The sequence below is a fragment of the Helicobacter salomonis genome, assembly GCF_900197775.1.
In the GTDB taxonomy this organism is placed as follows: domain Bacteria; phylum Campylobacterota; class Campylobacteria; order Campylobacterales; family Helicobacteraceae; genus Helicobacter; species Helicobacter salomonis.
Genome location: NZ_FZMA01000048.1, coordinates 16,212 through 35,414, shown reverse-complemented (window position 1 = coordinate 35,414; position 19,203 = coordinate 16,212). Strand labels below are relative to the sequence as shown.

Annotated in this window: 22 protein-coding genes and 1 pseudogene; 3 read left to right on the top strand and 20 right to left on the bottom strand. The window is 46.4% G+C overall.

What is annotated here, in order from left to right; all coding sequences use genetic code 11:
- The 8 genes and pseudogenes from C6H04_RS07180 to rplU form a co-directional block, all read right to left on the bottom strand.
- Positions 1-120, bottom strand: a pseudogene (locus tag C6H04_RS07180) (GTPase ObgE); the annotation flags it as partial.
- Positions 121-123: 3 nt separating this feature from the next.
- Entirely contained in the window at positions 124-924 is an 801-nt protein-coding gene (locus C6H04_RS07175; RefSeq protein ID WP_104732763.1) for an ABC transporter ATP-binding protein, read from the bottom strand.
- Positions 921-1,793 (bottom strand): ABC transporter ATP-binding protein, encoded by an 873-nt coding sequence (locus tag C6H04_RS07170; protein WP_104732762.1) that lies wholly within the window; start codon positions 1,791-1,793, stop codon positions 921-923. The genes C6H04_RS07175 and C6H04_RS07170 overlap by 4 nt, the downstream gene beginning before the upstream one ends.
- A gap of 9 nt (positions 1,794-1,802) precedes the next feature.
- Positions 1,803-2,660 (bottom strand): ABC transporter permease, encoded by an 858-nt coding sequence (locus C6H04_RS07165; RefSeq protein WP_104695695.1) that lies wholly within the window; start codon positions 2,658-2,660, stop codon positions 1,803-1,805.
- Positions 2,660-3,664, bottom strand: a complete 1,005-nt coding sequence (locus C6H04_RS07160) for an ABC transporter permease (RefSeq protein WP_104695696.1) — start codon at positions 3,662-3,664, stop codon at positions 2,660-2,662. Before C6H04_RS07160 ends, C6H04_RS07165 begins: the two co-directional genes overlap by 1 nt.
- 15 nt (positions 3,665-3,679) lie before the next feature.
- The gene (locus tag C6H04_RS07155) at positions 3,680-5,263 is read right to left on the bottom strand and encodes an ABC transporter substrate-binding protein (RefSeq protein WP_104732761.1); all 1,584 of its coding nucleotides are present in this window, start codon (positions 5,261-5,263) and stop codon (positions 3,680-3,682) included.
- 37 nt (positions 5,264-5,300) lie between these two features.
- On the bottom strand, positions 5,301-5,558 hold the full coding sequence (gene rpmA, locus C6H04_RS07150) for a 50S ribosomal protein L27 (RefSeq protein WP_104695698.1): 258 nt from the start codon (positions 5,556-5,558) through the stop codon (positions 5,301-5,303).
- Between the two features lie 12 nt (positions 5,559-5,570).
- The gene (gene rplU / locus C6H04_RS07145; RefSeq protein ID WP_104695699.1) at positions 5,571-5,882 is read right to left on the bottom strand and encodes a 50S ribosomal protein L21; all 312 of its coding nucleotides are present in this window, start codon (positions 5,880-5,882) and stop codon (positions 5,571-5,573) included.
- A 119-nt stretch (positions 5,883-6,001) separates the two neighbouring features.
- Between rplU and flgL the strand changes: the two genes are divergently transcribed.
- Positions 6,002-8,533, top strand: a complete 2,532-nt coding sequence (flgL, locus tag C6H04_RS07140) for a flagellar hook-associated protein FlgL (RefSeq protein ID WP_104732760.1) — start codon at positions 6,002-6,004, stop codon at positions 8,531-8,533.
- Here the strand turns inward: flgL and C6H04_RS07135 are convergent.
- Genes C6H04_RS07135 through C6H04_RS07100 form a run of 8 tightly spaced genes read right to left on the bottom strand, consistent with a single transcriptional unit; the run spans position 8,524 to position 14,305 of the window.
- Positions 8,524-10,647, bottom strand: a complete 2,124-nt coding sequence (locus C6H04_RS07135) for an LTA synthase family protein (RefSeq protein WP_104732759.1) — start codon at positions 10,645-10,647, stop codon at positions 8,524-8,526. The two genes, flgL and C6H04_RS07135, sit on opposite strands and share 10 nt — an antisense overlap.
- The gene (locus C6H04_RS07130; RefSeq protein WP_104695702.1) at positions 10,647-11,399 is read right to left on the bottom strand and encodes an HpaA family protein; all 753 of its coding nucleotides are present in this window, start codon (positions 11,397-11,399) and stop codon (positions 10,647-10,649) included. The genes C6H04_RS07135 and C6H04_RS07130 overlap by 1 nt, the downstream gene beginning before the upstream one ends.
- 4 nt (positions 11,400-11,403) lie before the next feature.
- The gene (gene moaC, locus C6H04_RS07125) at positions 11,404-11,883 is read right to left on the bottom strand and encodes a cyclic pyranopterin monophosphate synthase MoaC (RefSeq protein WP_104695703.1); all 480 of its coding nucleotides are present in this window, start codon (positions 11,881-11,883) and stop codon (positions 11,404-11,406) included.
- Positions 11,880-12,410, bottom strand: a complete 531-nt coding sequence (mog, locus tag C6H04_RS07120) for a molybdopterin adenylyltransferase (RefSeq protein WP_104695704.1) — start codon at positions 12,408-12,410, stop codon at positions 11,880-11,882. The genes moaC and mog overlap by 4 nt, the downstream gene beginning before the upstream one ends.
- Before the next feature lie 9 nt (positions 12,411-12,419).
- Positions 12,420-12,860, bottom strand: coding sequence for a molybdenum cofactor biosynthesis protein MoaE (locus tag C6H04_RS07115; protein WP_104732764.1), 441 nt, complete (start codon positions 12,858-12,860; stop codon positions 12,420-12,422).
- A gap of 1 nt (position 12,861) precedes the next feature.
- Positions 12,862-13,083: a MoaD/ThiS family protein gene (locus C6H04_RS07110; RefSeq protein WP_104695705.1), complete on the bottom strand. Its 222-nt coding sequence runs from the start codon at positions 13,081-13,083 to the stop codon at positions 12,862-12,864.
- Positions 13,083-13,670, bottom strand: a complete 588-nt coding sequence (gene ribA, locus C6H04_RS07105) for a GTP cyclohydrolase II (protein WP_104695706.1) — start codon at positions 13,668-13,670, stop codon at positions 13,083-13,085. Before ribA ends, C6H04_RS07110 begins: the two co-directional genes overlap by 1 nt.
- Before the next feature lie 59 nt (positions 13,671-13,729).
- Positions 13,730-14,305: a DUF3943 domain-containing protein gene (locus tag C6H04_RS07100; protein WP_104732758.1), complete on the bottom strand. Its 576-nt coding sequence runs from the start codon at positions 14,303-14,305 to the stop codon at positions 13,730-13,732.
- Positions 14,306-14,592: 287 nt separating this feature from the next.
- On the opposite strand from C6H04_RS07100, the gene C6H04_RS07095 reads away from it, so the two are divergent.
- Both C6H04_RS07095 and C6H04_RS07090 read left to right on the top strand, forming a co-directional pair.
- A complete protein-coding gene (locus C6H04_RS07095; protein WP_233710473.1) occupies positions 14,593-15,153 on the top strand; it encodes a YhcH/YjgK/YiaL family protein in 561 nt (186 codons plus the stop codon).
- Positions 15,154-15,163: 10 nt separating this feature from the next.
- The gene (locus tag C6H04_RS07090) at positions 15,164-15,673 is read left to right on the top strand and encodes a DUF2147 domain-containing protein (RefSeq protein WP_104695709.1); all 510 of its coding nucleotides are present in this window, start codon (positions 15,164-15,166) and stop codon (positions 15,671-15,673) included.
- Here C6H04_RS07090 and asd read toward each other — a convergent pair.
- The 4 genes from asd to C6H04_RS07070 form a co-directional block, all read right to left on the bottom strand.
- Complete coding sequence (gene asd / locus C6H04_RS07085; protein ID WP_104732757.1) at positions 15,670-16,659, bottom strand: aspartate-semialdehyde dehydrogenase; 990 nt, start codon at positions 16,657-16,659, stop codon at positions 15,670-15,672. The genes C6H04_RS07090 and asd overlap by 4 nt on opposite strands.
- A complete protein-coding gene (gene hisS / locus C6H04_RS07080) occupies positions 16,656-17,966 on the bottom strand; it encodes a histidine--tRNA ligase (protein WP_104732756.1) in 1,311 nt (436 codons plus the stop codon). Before hisS ends, asd begins: the two co-directional genes overlap by 4 nt.
- Before the next feature lie 207 nt (positions 17,967-18,173).
- Positions 18,174-18,629 carry a peroxiredoxin gene (locus C6H04_RS07075; RefSeq protein ID WP_104732755.1) on the bottom strand — a complete coding sequence of 152 codons (456 nt, stop codon included), beginning with the start codon at positions 18,627-18,629 and terminating at the stop codon, positions 18,174-18,176.
- Positions 18,630-18,733: 104 nt separating this feature from the next.
- A complete protein-coding gene (locus C6H04_RS07070) occupies positions 18,734-19,195 on the bottom strand; it encodes a DUF2846 domain-containing protein (RefSeq protein WP_199767098.1) in 462 nt (153 codons plus the stop codon).
- Positions 19,196-19,203 lie beyond the last annotated feature (8 nt).

Genomic DNA, 19,203 nt, shown 5'->3' with positions numbered 1-19,203 from the left:
ATCCCCCCCATCGCCCCCATCCGGTCCGCCCTTGATCACAAATTTTTCGCGCCTAAAACTCACTGCACCCGGTCCGCCCTTGCCAGAGGCAATGACAATTTCTACGCTATCGACAAACATGGACTAGGAAAAGCGTTGCATGGATTTTTCTAAATGGGGCACGGCGTGTAAGAGTTTTTTGGTGTAGGGGTCTTTAGGGTCGCTTAACACACTCTCCACATCGCCGCGTTCTACAATCTCGCCCTGATACATCACCAAAATACGATCGCTGATATGCTCCACCACGCCCAAATCATGGCTGATAAAGACATAGGTTAAGCCCATTTCTTTTTGCAAATCTAATAGCAGATTGAGCACTTGGGCTTGGATGGAGACATCTAAAGCCGAAACGGGCTCATCACAGATCACCACTTTGGGGTGGATGATGAGTGCGCGCGCGATACCGATGCGCTGGCGTTGCCCCCCTGAGAACTGATGGGGGTAGCGGCCGATCCACTCGCGTTTAAGCCCCACACTATCCATCATCTCTAAGACTTTTTCGTGCCGCTCTTGTTTGGAAAAATTTGTGTTGAGTAAGAGGGGTTCGGCGATGATGTCTCCCACCTGCCACCTAGGGTTCAAGCTAGAATAGGGGTCTTGGAAGATTATTTGGACATATTTTCGGTATTCCTGCCAATCAGTTTTGCTAAATTGGGCTAGGCTCTTGCCCTTGAATAAAATCTCCCCCCCGCTAGGGCTCTCAATCCCCATTAAAAGTTTGGCAGTGGTGCTCTTCCCACACCCACTTTCCCCGACCACGCTCAAAATCTCCCCATCATGCACTTTAAAAGTGATGTCTTTCACCGCATGGATTTGCTTAGGGGGCTCGAAAAGCCCTTGAGAGATATAATAAATTTTTTGCAAGTTCTTAGCTTCTAGGATCATCGAATCTCCTTAGGAAATTCTAAGTAATTGACATTTTCATCCACGGTTTGGAGGCGTTTTTTGCGGTGTTCCTTGCCCGGTTTGGGGATCGCATTGAGCAGGGCTTGGGTGTAGGGGTGGCGCGGATTACTGAAAAGCTCTTTGGCACTGGCTTTTTCTACCACATGTCCCTTATACATTACCACCACCGCGTCCGCTAGCTGGGCGACCACGCCTAGATCGTGGGTAATAAAGAGGATCGAAGTCCCCTTAGTGGCTTGTAACTCCTGCATGAGTTCTAAAATTTGGGCCTGAATGGTAACATCTAAAGCGGTAGTGGGTTCATCGGCGATCAAGAGTTCTGGAGCACACACCATTGCCATGGCGATCATCACCCTTTGGCGTTGCCCTCCGCTAAGCTTAAAGGGATAGTCGTGATAACGCTCTTTAGCATGCGGGATGCCCACACGCTCCAACTCGGCCAAAGCGCGCTCGTAGCGTTCTTTGCGGTTCAAATCGGGGTGGTGGATTTTAAGCGCCTCGCTGATTTGAAAGCCGATCGTGTAAGAGGGGTTAAGGCTGGTCATGGGTTCTTGAAAAATCATGCTAATTTTCTTGCCCCGAATCTCTTGTTGCATTTGTTTCTGGCTGAGCTTGAGTAAATCCTGCTGTCTAAACTCGATCACTCCATCTACAATTTTACCGGGCTTGTCAATGAGACCTAGAATGGAAAGCGAGGTGATACTTTTCCCACTCCCACTCTCTCCAACAATACACAGAGTTTGAGATTTCTTGAGCTCAAAGCTCACCCCATCCACGGCTTTATTGATTCCCTTATCAGTAAAGAAGTAGGTTTTAAGGTTTTCCACCTTGAGTAGGGTTTCAGACATAGTAACTCCCTAACGCGTGTGTTTGGGATCGAGCGCATCCATGATCCCATCGCCCAGCAAGTTAAAGCCCATCACCGTCAAAAAAATCATACCCCCCGGGAAGATGATGAGCCAGGGAGCGGTGGTGATGTATTGCATCGCGTCCAAGAGCATCGCGCCCCATTCGGGTGTGGGGGGCTGTGCGCCCAAGCCCAAAAAGCTCAAACCAGCCGCCTCCAGCACAGCAGAGGCAAAGCCCATCGTGGCTTGCACAATGATGGGCACGGCGCAATTAGGGAAGATGACCCTAAACATCAGGCGCAAATGCCCCGAGCCATTGACTTTGGAGGCGATGACATATTCTTTTTCTTTTTCGGCTAAGACAGAGGCGCGCACAATGCGGGCAAACCCGGGAATCCCCACAATACCGATAGCTAACATCGCGTTAAACAGGGAGGGCCCCAAGATCGCTACCACGATAATAATGAGTAAAATGGAGGGTAAAGCCAGCATTAAATCCATCAAACGCATGATAATCATGTCCGTGCGCCTGCCAAAATAACCCGCCAAGAGCCCAAAGACAATCCCAAAAGAGACAGCAATGCCGATGGAAATCACTCCAATAGTCAGAGAAATGCGCGCTCCATAGAGCAGGCGGGTGAAGATATCCCGCCCCAAGTCATCTGTACCCAAGAGGTGTTTAGCACTCCCCCCTTTGTCCCAGGCAGGCAGAGCTAGCCTCTCTTGGGCATTTTGTGCATAAGGATCATGATGGCTGATCACAGGGGCTAGCAGGGCACATAGGATTAAAAAAAGCACAATCCATGCTCCCACCACGGCCGCTTTATTTTTTTTAAATCGCCCCCAAAACTCTGTGATGCGTTCCATCATGAAAGCCTTATTCTGGGGTTGATGAAGGCGTATAGAATGTCTACGATCAAATTTGCAGCGATGAAGATTACTGCTATGATCAAGCTAGAGGATTGGATAATGGGAAAATCACGTTGGTTGAGTGCATTGACCATCCACTTGCCCACCCCCGGCCATGCAAAGGTGGTTTCGGTGAGAATACTTCCCCCTAGTAAGCCCGCAAGCATCAAGCCTACAATGGTGGTAACAGGAATGAGCGCATTGCGCAAAGTGTGGATAGTAACCACTCTAAAGGGAGAACATCCCTTGGCCTTAGCCGTGCGCACATAGTCTTCTTTAGCCACTTCCAACATGCTGGCCCTAGTCATGCGTGCGATGATGGCGGTGGGAATGGTTGCTAAAGCGATGCTGGGCAGAACTAAATGCTTGATCGTGTCAAGAAAGGCATCGTAATCATGGGCTAACAAGCTGTCTATGAGATAAAACCCGGTAGGTCCATCTAGGTAAAACTCATCGCTCAAACGCCCATAAACCGGAAACCAGCCTAATTTGACACTGAAAAAATAGATGAGTAGTAAACCTAGCCAAAAAACGGGCATGGATACCCCAGCTAAAGCCACTCCCATACTAGTGTAATCAAAAACGCTATAGCGTTTGATAGCCGCTACAATGCCTGCAAAGAGTCCCAGTACAATGGCAATTACAAGGGCGCTTAGGGAGAGTTCAATCGTGGCGGGAAAACGCTGCAAAAACTCGCTCATCACCGGCTCACCCGACATCAAAGACTTCCCAAAATCCCCATGGAAAATGTGATTGATATAGAGAAAATACTGCTCTAAGAGGGGTTTATTCAAGCCCATTTGTTCTCGCAGGGCCTCCACAGCCTCCTTGCTAGCATGCTCGCCCAAGATCACCAACGCGGGGTCTCCTGGTACCAGGTGTACCATGGCAAAGACAATGATACTCACCCCGAACAAAGTAGGGATAGTCCAAAAAACCCGCTTGAGGATAAAACTTAGCAAGGCGTTCTCGCTAGTTTATTTATCAAAATACACACTGGAGAAGCGGTTCAACTGCACTCCAGTTGCCTTCAAACCTTTCACACTGGCTAAATGTGGGAGAACTTCATCTGGATAAGCCAGGGGAACCCATGGAACATCTTTGTGGAAAATCTCCTGCGCTTGTTCATAAAGCTTTGTGCGTTCCTTTTCATCCGTGATCTCCTTGGCACGGGTGACTAAATCAGAGTAGGCATCGCTCTTGTAGAAAGAGTGGTTCTGTGAGGGGCTCTGCAGAGCTGCGTGTTTGCTCCAGAGCGTGTAGAGAAAATTATCAGGATCGCCCGTATCTGCCATCCAGCCACTGAAGGCGATAGCATGCTCTCCCATAGCCACCTTTTTCAAATAAGCTCCCCACTCAAAAAACTCAATCTTGACTTTAATGCCCACCTTGGCCAGTTGCGCTTGGACGAATTCTGCACCCTTTTTATTATGCCGTGCTGCAGTGAAGAGAGTGGTTTCAAACCCATCGGGATAACCCGCTTGTTTTAAAAGCTGTTTGGCCTTTTCAGGGTCATAGGGATAGGGCTTTATACTGGTGTTATAACCCCACATGCCAGGAGGTAGGAGATTGACTGCCTTTTTAGCATAGCCTGCATACACGACCTTGATGTAGTCGTCGGCATTGATGGCGTAGTTGAGGGCAAGGCGCACAAGTCGGTTGTCAAAGGGCTTCTTTTGAGTGTTAAGACTGAGCCATACAGTCATCAAGGAGGGGGCTTTGTCAACAACCACGTTAGGAAGACTTTGCAAATGGGGTACTTCGCTGAGATTAGGAGATTTGATCACGGACACTTCTCCCTTTTCCAAAGCTAGAGCTCGAGAAGAAGGATTGGGAATCACACGGATGACAACTTTATCCAAATAGGCTTTAGGACCCCAATACTGAGGATTTTTGACCATGACAACCTTATCGTCTTTAAGCCAAAGAACAAACTTGAAAGGGCCCGTGCCAATGGGTTTCTTGGAAAGCTCGTCTTGCTTACCTTGCTTGGCTAAATGTTGCGCGTAATCCTGGCTTAAGATCGAGAGAAAATCCATCCCTAAATCTGCCAGAAAGGGAGCCTCTGGCTTCTTAAGTGTAATCTTGACGGTATATTTATCTAGGGCTTCAACGCTCTTGACAATGTTAGACATTCCCATGCTTTCCCAATAGATGTAACTCCGCCCCTTGTAGTAAGGATCGCCTCCTACCATTTGGCGTCTGAAAGAAAAGAGCACATCCCTAGCGGTGAGTTCAACTTTTTTGTCCCAGTATTTAGTGGTGTGGAAATAAACCCCTTTGCGTAGGTGGAAAGTATATACCAAACCGTCACTAGAAATATCCCAGCTGCTCGCTAGGGCAGGCTCAATTTCCGTAGTGCCATATTTGAAACGCACAAGAGTTTCGTAAATATTGCTTGTGCTCGCATAGCTCTCACCATCAGTTACTAATGCCGGATCCATGCTCGAGCCATCCGCACCCCGTGCATAGATCAGAGTTCCTCCGTTTTTACCCTGCGCCCCTAAATTCCCCCACAACAACAGCCACAACCCTAAAAAACCCACAAGCCAATTTTTCATCCACTACTCCTTCCCCTCCTTTAGTTCTGTTAACGCCTTACTTTTCCGCTAATACGCTCACTTTCTTGCGTTCTTTATCTTTGTGGCTAAAACACACAAAGCCATCAACCAAAGCAAAGAGCGTGTGATCCTTACCCATGCCCACATTTTTTCCTGGGTGTATCTTAGTACCCCTCTGGCGCACGATGATGTTACCCGCCCTGACAAACTCCGAACCAAACTTTTTAACCCCTAAACGCCTTCCAGCCGAATCGCGATTATTCTGTGTGCTCCCCTGACCTTTCTTGTGTGCCATGCTTTAAATCCTTTATGCTACGATTTTTGTGATTTTAACGCGAGTGAAATCCCGCCTAAAACCTCTTTTGGTTTTGCTATCTTTACGGCGGCGTTTCTTAAAAATAATCACTTTTTTGCCCCGTCCCTCATTGATCACCTCAGCTTCCACTTTAGCTCCGCTCACTAGGGGTGTGCCATAAACAACCCCCCCCTCTTTTGACACCGCCAAAACCTGATCTAGCTCCACATGCGCCTTAGGCTCTAGATCGAGCTTGTCCAGTAAAACCACATCCCCCTCTTGTACTTTATACTGTTTGCCCCCATTTTTAAACACTGCGTACATACCAAATCCTAAAAAACAAAATTTCTCCCCATTCTAACACGAAAAAGCTTAAAAGATCAGCCACCATACTGGTATACATCTTGCATGTGTGCATTAATAACTCACATAAAAGGGAAGTTATGCGCATTAGTGATAGTGGCCGCTATAACCAGATGAACTATTACCAAAACGGATTGCAAAATAAACTCAACACAGCTAATACCAAAATTGCTTCGGGTCTAAAAATACAATATGGTTACCAAGATAGCAATGTCAATAACCAGAATCTCAAATATGGTTTTGAAGAAAATACTCTAGATCAAGGCATTGATGTGGCCAAGAATGCCCACACCGCTACGCTCAATGCCGATAAAGCTTTAAGTGAGCTCTCCAGTACGATGGAGCAATTTAAAACCAAATTGATTCAAGCCGCTAGCGATGTGCATTCTACCACCTCCCGCCAAGCTATTGCCCTCGATTTAGAAAAGCTCAAGGCCCACATGATCAATGTGGCTAATACCTCCATTGGAGGTGAATACCTATTTGGAGGCAGTAAAGTCGATCGCAAACCCTTTGATAGTGCGGGTAATTACTATGGTAATGATGAGGATCTCAACGCTTTAGTGAGTGCCAATAATCTCGTGCCCTATAATGTAACCGGTCAAGATTTATTTCTAGGCAAAGATTTAGATAAGCGAAAGCACATCACCACTAATATCCGCATGTTCAATCAAAATAAATTACACCCTGATATTATGGACGCGCTCAATAAAACTGCTGAACCTAGTGAGGTTTTTGTGCAGGCAGATGATACTCTGCGTGATCTCATTGGGGACAGCGATGATGACCCTAGCAACGACCCCAAAGAGTATTTCTATTTGCAGGGGGTGCGCCCTGATGGCAACGCCTTTAAGTCGAAGTTCGCCCTAGACAAGGCATATACTAAAAAAGAGGATGCCACTACCATCAGTGATCTTTTAGAGCAAATCGGGAAGGCTTATGGTAATACCTCGACTAACAAAGTCGTGGATGTAAGCTTGAATGCGTGGGGAGAGATCGAAATTAAAGACCTCACTAGTGGCAATGCTACAATTGATTTTCACATGATCTCTAGTGATAAAGATGTGGACAATCTTGAAGAATTGCGCGCCAGTGACGCGCGTGTTACCCACTATGTCAAAAGCCCCTTTCTCACCGATCGTGGTCTTTCAACTTTACATGGCGTGAGCGATCCTTACGATCGCCGCATGCTCGATCTCTCCAGCGCATTTATCACCCAAGACAATATCCCAGCCAACCGCAACACAAAGCTGAGCGCAATTTTGGGTCCTAATGCCGCTGCTCTGGAAATTAGTGGCACACGCCCCAACAATCCAGATGGGACCATCAATACAACTCCCCTAGAACCCCTTGTCTTAAGCACACAATCCACTCTACAAGATGTGATAAACGCTATCAAAGGGCACTTTCAGGGAAATTTGGAGGTTGAAATCTCTGAAGATGGGAGATTGCGCCTTGTCGATCACAATGTCAAAAACACCGCCCATGATAGTAACACCCCTCCCTTTGATGGCCCCCATGGTCTTAGTCTAACGCTTAGAAGTTTAGATGCCAAAGGACAAGAGGTCAAAGCCTTGCCCACAGATTATGCTAGTGAATATCAAAAAACCTACTTCACGCACTCAGGCGCGCGTTTAGTGGGTAATGTTTCTCAGGTAGTGCCCAAAAGCATGGATTATGCCACGGAGGCCACAACACTCTCTGAGGTAATGGGAGCGCAAATTGGGGAACAAAGCTATATCCTCAAATTGCAAGACCACAATGGCGTGCCCTTGCAAGCGCGCTTGTCTTTGGAAGATCGTGGCGCGTTCTTAGAATTGCCCAACAAAAACGGGGGTGCACCCTATCACATCCCCTTGTATAATCGCAATCAAAATCCACCCACTCTTACTAAACCCAATGAAGTTACTTACCGCCAGCTCATGGATGCCATCACCTTAGCAATGAATTACAGCAACCAAGACACTAAAGTTTATGCGCGCGCGCAAGCCCATGTGCCCTCTGATGAGAGTAAGGAGGCGTTTCTAGCCTTGCTTCAACAAGCCGATACGCGCGTAGATGTCAATTTAAACGAAAACGGACAGGTGGTGATTCACGATAAAATCCACTCTAAAACTCTCATGCGATTCATGTTCTTTGATAGCCAGTCTGATGATTTTTCTGCCCATGTATTGCAAAAGGACGCACCTTCCATCCGTTTGAACGCCAATAACGCGCTCACCATCGATCAACCCCACATTAACTTTTTCAAGCAGTTAGATGGCGTGATCGATTCGGTGCGCAGGGGGATTTACCGCCCCGATGCCCTGCAAGATAATTACAATGAACACATGCGTAATTTAGGGATTCAGAATAATATTGAGTTGGTGGATCACTTGAGTGATCATATCGAAAAGATCATCGCCGCTAATGGAGCCCATAGCCGTAGTTTTGCGCATATTCTAAGACGCAATGAGGTGCTCAAATCCCAAGTGCAATCTATCCGGGGCGATACGGTGGGCACAGACATCGCAGAAACCTATAACAAGTTTTCCCAGTTGCGCAATAATTACGATGCCGTGCTCTCTTCAAGTAGCAAGATCAATCAAATGGCATTGAGCAATTACTTATGAGGCACTGGGGGTTCGCGTAAAACCGGTCCCTTAAAGAGATAATGCCAGCTTAGTCCATTGGCAATTCTCTCTTGCTCCATGAGGTTTTCGGCCAGTTTCAAATCCTGAGCACTGGGGGAGTGTTTGATCCAAAGTTGGTTTTGCACATAATTTAGCCCCTCTAACCCCCCACTCCCATAGACAAAATCCACCCCATCTACCCCCCTAGCTCCCACCACATCAAAACCTAACGCATGGTCATGGGCGCACTCTTGGGGTATGCTGGCATTGCTAAAGAGAGGCTTGCCAAAGCTGGCATAAGTATAACCTTTAGGTGCGACAAGTTCCATAATTGTGGGCGCAATGTCGATATGCGCGCCGATACAGCGAACCTGTTTGGGTTCTAAAGAGGGGGCGTAGAGAATGAAGGGCACACTCTTTGTCATGTAGAAATTATTCTTGGCATAATCAAAACTGCGATCGAAGTGATCGCCAGTGATGACGAAGAGAGAGTGAGGGAACTTGATACGCGCCTTTTTAATGAAGTCCACCAAGATTTTATCATACCAATAGACATGGCCTAGAAAGTTCGCATCGGGTAAATTCTCCGATGCGGGGGTACGATCCACAAAAGCTTGAATCTCTTCCACAGGCACCCCAAAGGCTTTTAGGTTGACATTTCTGGTTGTGTGGTTGCTCAAGGTCATCACCATAGTGAATGTGTTTTGATCTGAGGGAGTTGCCTCTAAAATATAGTCAAACAAGATATTGTCATGCACACCCCAATTGCTCTCCAAGGGTTTTGGATAAGCCGTGGGATTTGTGGCAAGTTTATGGTGAGCAAATTCGAGCAAGCGGGTGTTGAAGATCAGTCCATCAAACCCTTGTGTTTTGGTGAAGCTATCCAAACGATTCCAAATCCCACTGCCCCCATAGTAAAAGAGATTATGAAACCCCAATCCCTTCATCTGGTTACCAATGGCAGTGGGCAGAGAGGGGATTTTAACTCCCATATTGACAAAATTCGTGTCGTTAATATTAAAAAGTCCGGTGATTTGCACATCGAGGCTTTTCACCGTGCGCCTTGCATTTTCTAAAAACAGCGGGAAAATAAAGCCGTGTTGGTGGTCATTGAGCCCTTTGAGTGCGCTGACTAACCCGATCGAGTCAAATTTGGGATCAAAATGCCATGTGGAGAGGGATTCTGAGACAATGTAAAAAACATGGGTGATGTGAGGGGATAGGGGATTGTGGCTCTGTTGTTTGAGTAATTCTCTAAGATCGAGGGGAAAAGAAGTTCTGGGAGGGAGATGAAAATACTCTTGAGTCGCCTGCAAGAGTGGCTTAGAGCTAAAGCTAGCAAAATGAATCTGGCGACTTTTGCGATAATCCTTAAAGACCAGATAGAGATTGCGAAACGCCCCGGGAGTTACTTTGCGCAAGAAAGGATTTTCAGCGGGTTGGACTATAAAATCCAAGGATACCCCGGTCAGCCCCAAGCGTGAATTGATTGAAACGAGCATAAAGAGCGTAAAAGAGAATAATACAGCACTCAGGGCAAATTTAGGGGGGAAGACTTGGAGAATTGTGTATGCATGGGTCGCTAGGTGCGTAGCTTTTAGGTAAAGTCTAAAACTTAAAGCACTTAAAACCAACCAGATTAAAACTTTTGTGCCGATGAAATACTCCCCCGTAACCGCCATACTCAAGAGTGTCTTAGGGCTCTCGTCCAAGATTTCAAGCAAATTTGCATTAAAGACATCGCCATAAATGCTATAAAAAGTCATGTTGGCAAGTTGTAGGAGCAGACAGAACGCGATACTAAAACAGGCATAGGAAGCAAGTAACTTAGATCGTAAGCGTGTGGGGGTAAAAAGTCCTAGAAGTAAGAAGAGAAGGCCAAAAATGGCTACAATGCGATTGTCATATTTGACTCCATCGCCTAGCACCTGCCAAATAGCCCCCCAGAGTGTACTAACACTCTGGGCAAGCGCACCCTTGTAAATGCCTGTGTAAGCAATAAAACCCAGTCGCAAGCAGATAAAAAATACGCTCAAGAACAAGCTAAAGCATAACGCCCCTAGGCCAAGATTTAAAAGTTGTTGGGAGAGAGGTGTGCGGGGGTGCCGTGCCATCACTCTGGTTTGCGTGCTTTTAATTCAGCAATATCATTGGTATAGGATTTAATTCTCTCTTGGGTGAGTTTGGAGTCTAGGTGTCGCATCACAGCTTGAAAGATGGTATTGAGTGCTTTTTTCACCGCGTCGTTAGAATTGTCTTTTCCCTTATACATGGAGCTCAACAAGCCACCAGTATGCTCCGATCGGCTAGATTTGACAAAGGGTTCTTTTACATCAATTTCACTTAAATCAATCATAAACGAATCTACAGACTCCCCGCTTACGGGTTCTACAAACACCACTTTCACATATCCCATGGCCAATAATGTGCCCTTCATGACATCCATGCCCGTAGAGAAGATGAGTCCGGGGCTGGATTTTTTTTGTTCTGTGGTTTTAGGGTCTGGCCTGAGCACAATTTCCCCACTGATTTCTAGGGCTAGATAGTTGTCGCGCTTTTGTGCAAAGGTCAGATCGCTCTTATCGCTCACATCAAGAGGATTTACCTTGTAACCCTGATTTTTGAGCAAATCCTGAATCTTGAGCGCGAGCTGTTGCCTGAATTGATTCTCGTATTCTTTGGCGACATTATCACTATACTGCAAGACAGGCTTTAAGAGAATAATTTGCTCGTGAGTCATCGGGGCTTGATGCGCACTAGTTTGGTAGGTTAGTCGCAGGGGGACTTCATTAGTGATAGTGATCTCAGGCCCACACCCTGCCAGTACCACACACAACCCTGCCCCTAGTAATCGCCGTTTCCACATTTATTTACTCCTTGTCAATGGTATAATTGCCGCTCTTTCCCCCACTTTTATGCTCTAATTGTATCTCTCCCATTACCATGCTTTTATCCATGCCCTTGGCCATGTCATAAATCGTTAAGAGCCCTACACTCACTCCCATAAGGGCCTCCATCTCCACACCCGTTTGCCCCTGACATTGCACTTGTACCCGCACCAACAGGGCACTCTCAGAGGGACATTCCAGCACCTGCGCGTGCACCCCGCTCAAATTCAGAGGATGACACATGGGAATGAGTGCGCTGGTCTGTTTAGCCCCCATGATGGCCGCAATGATGGCCGTTTGAATCACAGGCCCTTTTTTGAGTGCGTTGTCCAAGATAGCCTGATATACTTGAGCATTCATGTAAATCTTGCCACTGGCAATGGCTACGCGCTGTGTAGAAGCCTTAGCGCTCACATCGACCATGGTGGGGTTGTGGCTACGATCCAAATGGTTGAGTGTCATTTTTGAGGGCGAAACACTTGGATATTCTCAGAGTTACCCTCAATATAAGCTCCTCCGATCAAATCGATGCAATAAGGGATAGCAGGAAAAACCACCTCTAGGCATTCTCTAATGCTTTTGGGTTTACCGGGCAAATTGACAATGAGGCTTGAACCTCTGATACCTGCACTCTGGCGGGATAAAATGGCGGTGGGAACATATTTTAGGCTAGCCATGCGCATCAATTCCCCAAAGCCGGGCAACATCTTAGAGCACACCGCCTGCGTGGCCTCAGGGGTTACATCTCTGGGGGCGGGCCCCGTCCCTCCCGTAGTTACAATGAGATCGCAACGCTTTTCATCACTCAGGTGTATTAGGGTTTGTGTAATACTCTCCTGTTCATCGGCTATGAGCGCGTATTCAAATTCCAAAGGGTTGCAGATATAACCCTGCAAAACTTCGCGGATTGCTGGCCCCCCTAAATCCTCATACACTCCCAAGGACGCGCGATCACTGGTTACGACAATCCCAACCTTAATACATTCCATGCATACCCTTCAGCTTAATAACCCACTTCCCCTCAAGGGATGTCCCTGATCTTGCGCGTAGACCCTCTGCTCGCCTTGCAAATAATACTTCCAAATAGGCGCACTCTGCTTGAAATCTTCAATGAAAGCGCCGTAAATTTCCAAAGGGGCTTTGCGGTGTTTGGCCATCAATCCCACCATGTAAGAACTCTGGTGCAGAGCGACATCCCCCCTTGAATGCGCCATTTTGAGCAGCACTCCTCGAGCTTGCGCTTTGCGCTGCCATCCTTCAAACCATGCTTGCAATAAGGGCATGTACAGATCAAAACTCAACCCTCTAAAATCTTCTTCTTGAGCACGCACCACGCCCGTAAAGACGCACAAAGCCCCGTAGTTATGCGTAGCACACTCGCGCTCCCACTGCGCATAAAGCCCTGTTGTGTCCAAGCCACCCTCAAAAATCTCTAGCAAACTATCCTCCACACACAGGAGGCAAGATCACCACCTTATCGCCGTCTCTGAGAGGTGTGTGGATATTTTCGACTAAAACCCCATTGATCGCAATGGCACTGAGGGGCAACCAGGGTCTGAGGCTCTCCTTTTGCGTTAAAATGGCTTTGAGCGCGCTAAGATCGCCTATTTCAAGCTGCATATCCTCTTCTGGAATAGGTCCTAAAAATTCTACACTAATCATCAAAGTAAATGCCCCATTCTATTTTTCTTAGTTTCCAAATACTGCCTATTATGGCAATTACTCTGCACAATAATACTATGCCGTTCCACTCTCACAAAGGCGCTCAGAGCCTGCACTTTCTGGGGATTGTTGGTGAGTAAGTGGATGTGCTGGATGCCATAATGCTCCATAATATCTTTGACAATGTCATAATCGCGCTCATCATCCTTAAAGCCAATAGCGCGATTGGCTTCGATAGTGTCATAACCCTGATCCTGCAGAGCGTAGGCATTAATTTTATTAAACAGCCCGATGCCACGCCCCTCTTGGCGCAAATAGATAAGCATGCCCCCTTGAGGGTGGGCTTGAATTCTCTGCAAAGCCATCTCTAATTCTTCACCACAATCGCATTTTTGTGATCCAAATACATCTCCAGTTAAGCACTCCGAATGCAAGCGCACCAAGGGAGGACTGGATAAATGTGCAGTGAACACCACGAGATGATCGAAACTCTGACCCTCCTTGGTTTCTCTAAAAGATTGGATGCGGAACTCCCCAAACTTAGTGGGTAACCCCGCTTCGCTGGAAACCTGTACACAACGCTCCATGAAACTGCCTTTAAAGGTGGTATTCCACCACTTGAAGGTGATATTATGGTGAAAATCGCTTAACTTTGCTTGAAAGTGTTTTTGTTGTGGATTCCCAATGCTCTTGCCAACCCTAGGTTTTGGATCACAAAGCCAATAAAATCCATGCCAAAGAGCGCAAGAGTGCCAAGGCCTTTAGAGTCACATAACCTCCCATGGCGGTTTTGAATGTAGCGGGTTCCATGGAAGAATAGCTCTCCTAGTAGAGGTCCCATAGTGGGTGTGCAGATGAGGTCTTGCCAACTGGGGATTTCTACAAAGGCCTCTAGGCCATATTCCCAAAAAAAAGTAGATACTAAAAAGGTGAAAAAGACACAGGCGCGCTTGCGATACCCTGCCACTCTAGCCTGCATGTAGTAAATCGCGCCAAAATAGGGGTGCAAAACTCCATTAAAGATAAAGAGATCGTGATCAAGCTGTGGCCCCAAGAGTACATTTTGACACCAACTCAGCCATCCAAACTTTTCTTTACTCCAATGTGTGATGCTCTCAGGCATGAGGTACAATCCCACAATACCTAGAATAAAACACAGTCCTAAAATCCCCACACTTGCACTTAGGTATTTGAAACGATGACTGGGGATATAGTAGCGCATGACGACGGGTTTTAGGTGCCTAGGAATCAATCTCTACAACAACCTTTCTGTGATGATCTGGACGCGCACCGCCACGGCAAATGTGAGACGCACCTCCCATAGCCAAAAATCAGGGATGGCTTCCCACCCAAAAGACCTTATAACCCCCACTCCAAGAGTTAACACCCCAACTCTTTACACACCGCACTTCCCGTATTTATAGCACAAATTTGCCACATGCAGTCTTATGTCCCCATACTTTAGGTTTGTGGGCTTTAGAGCACAAAATGTAAGTATTTTGGAATTTTTTGCTAGATTTGTTAAAAATCATTAAGATTTTACTGCTATATTTCTTTCTTGTTTTTGGAGGAAATATGGCAGTCTTTGGCAAGTTGGATTCTCTTGAGCCCTTGTTTGGTAAAACTTTGGAGTTGGAATCTCTATATGCATACCTGCACAGCGTGTTGGAGGAGACGCACACGCATCATCAAGGTCTTATGCGGCAAGAGGTGGGGTCTTTTAGGCGGGAGTTAACGCATGGGATGCATGCTATGGAGATCGTCTACTACCCTGTGCATGGGGTTTTAGAAACACATAGGCACTATGTCGATTTTTTATTGGTGGTGCAAGGAAGCGAGCTGGTGGTGTGGGGAGATCGCCACGATTTAGAGGTCAAGAACCCCTATGATGCTAAACTAGACCAGGAAACCTATGAGTCTAGTTTAGATGTGTCTGAATTGCGCATGCGCGCGGGGATGCTGGGTATTTTTTTAGAGAACGATGCCCACACAACGCGGCCATACAATGAGCAGATTGTGCGCAAGGTGGTGGCTAAAGTACCCAAAGACCTGATCAAGTTGAAACTATAAGAGCGTGTCGATGAGACTATGTTGGATTGTGATTGGATGGATGTTTGGAGTGTTGGGGGCTAGCACTCTGGAGGGGGTGTATGAAACCCAATCTTTTCTTTATATGAAGAGTTCTTATGTGGAATTTTTCAAGTATAAGGGCAAGTATTATGCCTATGGAATCGCCAATGTGGATGGTTCAAAAGCCCAAAAAGATATTTATAATAGAGATCCTGCTCTGCGCGATCGCAGTGATAAGGGAGTGGTATTTCTTTACGATTTAACCTATGTGGATGAGAATACCTACAAGAATGGTAAAGCCTATAATTTCTACGATGGGCGGACTTACTATGTGCAGGTGCGTCAAAAGAAGAACGGTGACTTAAAATTCTTACCTAGCTTCGATCGGCGCGGGTTTTTTGGCAAAACTTTCATCTGGAAAAAAGTAGACGATGCCTATCTCAAAGAGCATGGCATTACTAAGCCAGACTTCTCCAGAGTCTTAGAAACTCTCAAAGAAATCCAGCGGGAGGGTTCTTAAAGTCCTAGATATCTGAGAGCAATTTTCACCGCATTGCTGGCCGCGCCCACTCTGAGCTGATCAGCTACACACCACAAGTGCAAAATTTTAGGATCGAAGAGATCGGATCGCACACGCCCTACAAAGGTTTGATCTGTATGACTGGCACTAAGGGGCATGGGATAGAGATTTTTGCTAGGATCATCTAAGAGCACGATATTAGGCGCACTTTTGAGCACTTCTTGGGCTTGATAGGCGTCTATAGTCTGTTTGAAATGAATACTAATACTCTCGCTATGGCTACGCAAAACAGGCACACGCACACAGGTCGCGCTGATGGGAAAATCTGCATGCATGATCTTATGGGTTTCTTGCACCATCTTCATCTCTTCTTTGGTGTAGCCAGAGGGCATGAAAATATCAATTTGAGGAATCACATTTAAGGCTAGGGGGTGGGGAAAGACTTGACTCTGCTGGCTACCTGCCATTTGAGCCTGCAATTCTTCTATGCCCCGTTTGCCCGCCCCACTAGCGGCCTGATAAGTGCTCACACAAACCCGCTCAATTTCAAAAGCTTGATGTAGGGGTTCAAGCACCTGCACCATTTGGATAGTCGAGCAGTTAGGATTAGCGATAATGTTTTTAGGGCAATTTGTTAAATCCTGCACATTGACTTCTGGGACAACTAGAGGGATGTCTTTTTCTAGGCGAAAAAAGCTAGTGTTATCAATGACCAGCGCGCCTGCCTTAGCCGCACTAGGAGCAAAGAGCTTACTCACTCCACTCCCCGCGCTAAAAAAGGCGATGTCTATACCCTCAAAACTCTCATGGGTGGTTGGTAAAATCTCATATTCTTGCCCCATAAGTGTGAGTTTTGTCCCAGCACTTCTCTTGCTAGCTAGGGGTTTGAAACTCTTAAGAGGAAAATGCCATTGCTCTAAAAGTGTGACGATCTCCAAGCCCACCGCCCCGCTTGCCCCTACAAGGGCGACATTATAGCCCTTCATTCGCTCACCATCGCCAATGCGCCCAAAAAGCTCAAATGATTCACCTGCACCCCCGTCGTCATGTTCTTGAGGGTTAAGCTCTTGTTGCGCACTTCTTCTTCTCCTAAAACCACCACAAATTCATGCCCCTTTTGGTTAGCATAACTGAAGGGTTTTTTGAGTTTTTCGATTTCAGGGTAGAGTTCTGCATTCACATCACTTTGGCGGAATTTTTGGGCAACTTGACTAGCATAGGCGAAGTGGGAGGGGTGCATGCACACCACTAACACCCGCGCGCTCGTGGATTTACTCTCCACTAATTCGAGCTCCTCTAAACCCACTAGCAAGCGATCTAGCCCAATAGATGCGCCCACACCGGGCAAACTCTGGGTGCTAAAGCTCTTAGAAAGATTATCATAACGCCCCCCTGAACATACACTTCCCAAAGTCGCTAGGGCATTGAGGGTGGTTTCATAGACGATCCCGGTGTAATACCCAAGCCCCCTAGCAATGGAGAAATCTACTTTAAAATGCTCAGGATTGATTTCTAAAGAGAGGAGGAGATTAAAGAGGCTCTCTAACTCCTCCAAGCCCTCCTTTAAAGTGGAGTTATAAGCTTTCAAATAAGCCACGCTTTTAAAAAATTCTAAGGGGTCGCCATTTTGCTTTGTGTTGATGATTTCTAGCAGGTCTGCAAACTGCAACTGCGGGAAAAGGGTTTTGAGCTCCAAGAGCACGCCCTCTTGACCGATCTTGCTCAGTTTGTCCACTACCCTTAAGAGTGCGTGAATCTCCTCTTGGGTATGCAATCCAAAATGTTCGCATAATCCATTTAAAATCTTACGATGATTGATCCACACGCTAAATTCATCTAAGCCTAAAGCTTTCAGACTGGCGATGATCACCTGAATAATCTCGCTATCACAGAGCAAGCTCTTGCTTCCGATGAAATCAAAATCGCACTGGGTGAATTCTCTATAACGCCCCCTTTGAGCGCGCTCCCCTCTAAAGACATTGCCAATGGCATAGCGTTTAAAGGGTAGACCTAGAGCGTGGTGGTGCTGGGCGATAAAACGGGCTAGGGGGATGGTCTGATCAAAGCGCAACCCCACTTCTCTTTTGCCATGATCCTTAAATAGATAGATTTCTTTTTGAATCTCCCCCTCCTCTTGGGTTAAAATGGACGCATATTCCAAATGGGGGGTTTCGATGGGCACAAATCCAAAACTTCTAAACACACTGGCTAGTTTATCTAGCACCGCTCCCTTAGCCATCGCCTCTTTGGGGAGTCTGTCTTTAAAGCCACTCAAAGTTTTAGGAGTGATCATAGCGATCCTTTATTGAAATGGGCCAATTATAGCAATTTTTAGAAATTCGGAGGGCTTGACAAGCGTATTGCTCTAAAAACTACCTTGCTATAAATCCCTAAATTCTTGGCAGAAAATGCAAGTGATGTGTTGCCCCTCCCAAATTTTCCCAATCCGTGCAATACACTATGGCATCGGCAACAAAGGTTGAGAGGGGGCAATTTAGAATTAAAGCAGGCTCAATACTCTTTGGGCGTGGCCTTTGGCTTGGACATTGTAAAGCGCGTGGGCGATCTTGCCCTCTTTGTCAATCACAAAAGTGGAGCGAATCACGCCCTCTATTTCCTTGCCATACATGTTTTTAGTGCCATATGCCCCATAAGCTTTAAGCACTTCCAAATTAGGATCGCTTAAAAGTTCAATGCCTAATTTTTCAGACTCGATAAAATGGCAATGACTCTTGGCATCATCTGGGCTCACCCCCAAAATCACCGCGTCCTTAGCTTGGAATGCGCTTTTTAATTTGGTGAAATCCTGCGCCTCAATGGTGCATCCGGGGGTGTTATCCTTAGGATAAAAGTAAAGCACCACGACTTTACCTAAAAAATCTTTTAGGCTTACGCTCTGCCCTTGCGCATTTTTGAGAGTGAAAGCAGGGGCTGGTGTATGGGGTGTTAATTGCATTATTTCTCCTTAATATAAGATTACGCGCACAGCCATAGGGCCATGCACGCCAAAGACGGTTTTAAGCTCAATATCAGCCGTGCACCGAGAAGTTGTAAAAATTACTATGGATGCGGACGGCTACAATGACCTGGTTCAGCCATATTTAATTTCGCTACCGCTGCCCGACCTTTTTCTTCATTCACCAATTTCAAATTGGCACCGCCAACAAATACCCCTACTTTTATATATTGTCGGACAAAATAATTTTTTCCGGATTCCATATCAAGGCTTAATGTATTGGGGGAGAATTCAGATTCGGTTGCAATAGTATGCTTACCTGCTGGCAACTGTGTAAAGAAAAACACTTTAGGTGCAGACTTACCCAAACATTCACCATCAACCCAAACATCTTTTGTCAGGATGCCACCAACAATACCATCACGGTAAACATAGAGTCCTGCTTTACCCGTGTCAGGCGCAGCAAATTTTTTTGCTTCTTGAGTAAGTGATGATGGCACTATTCTCACCGTAGCACAAGCATGCAACAACACTAAAACAGAGCCATATAAGAAAGATTTTTTCAATATCGTAT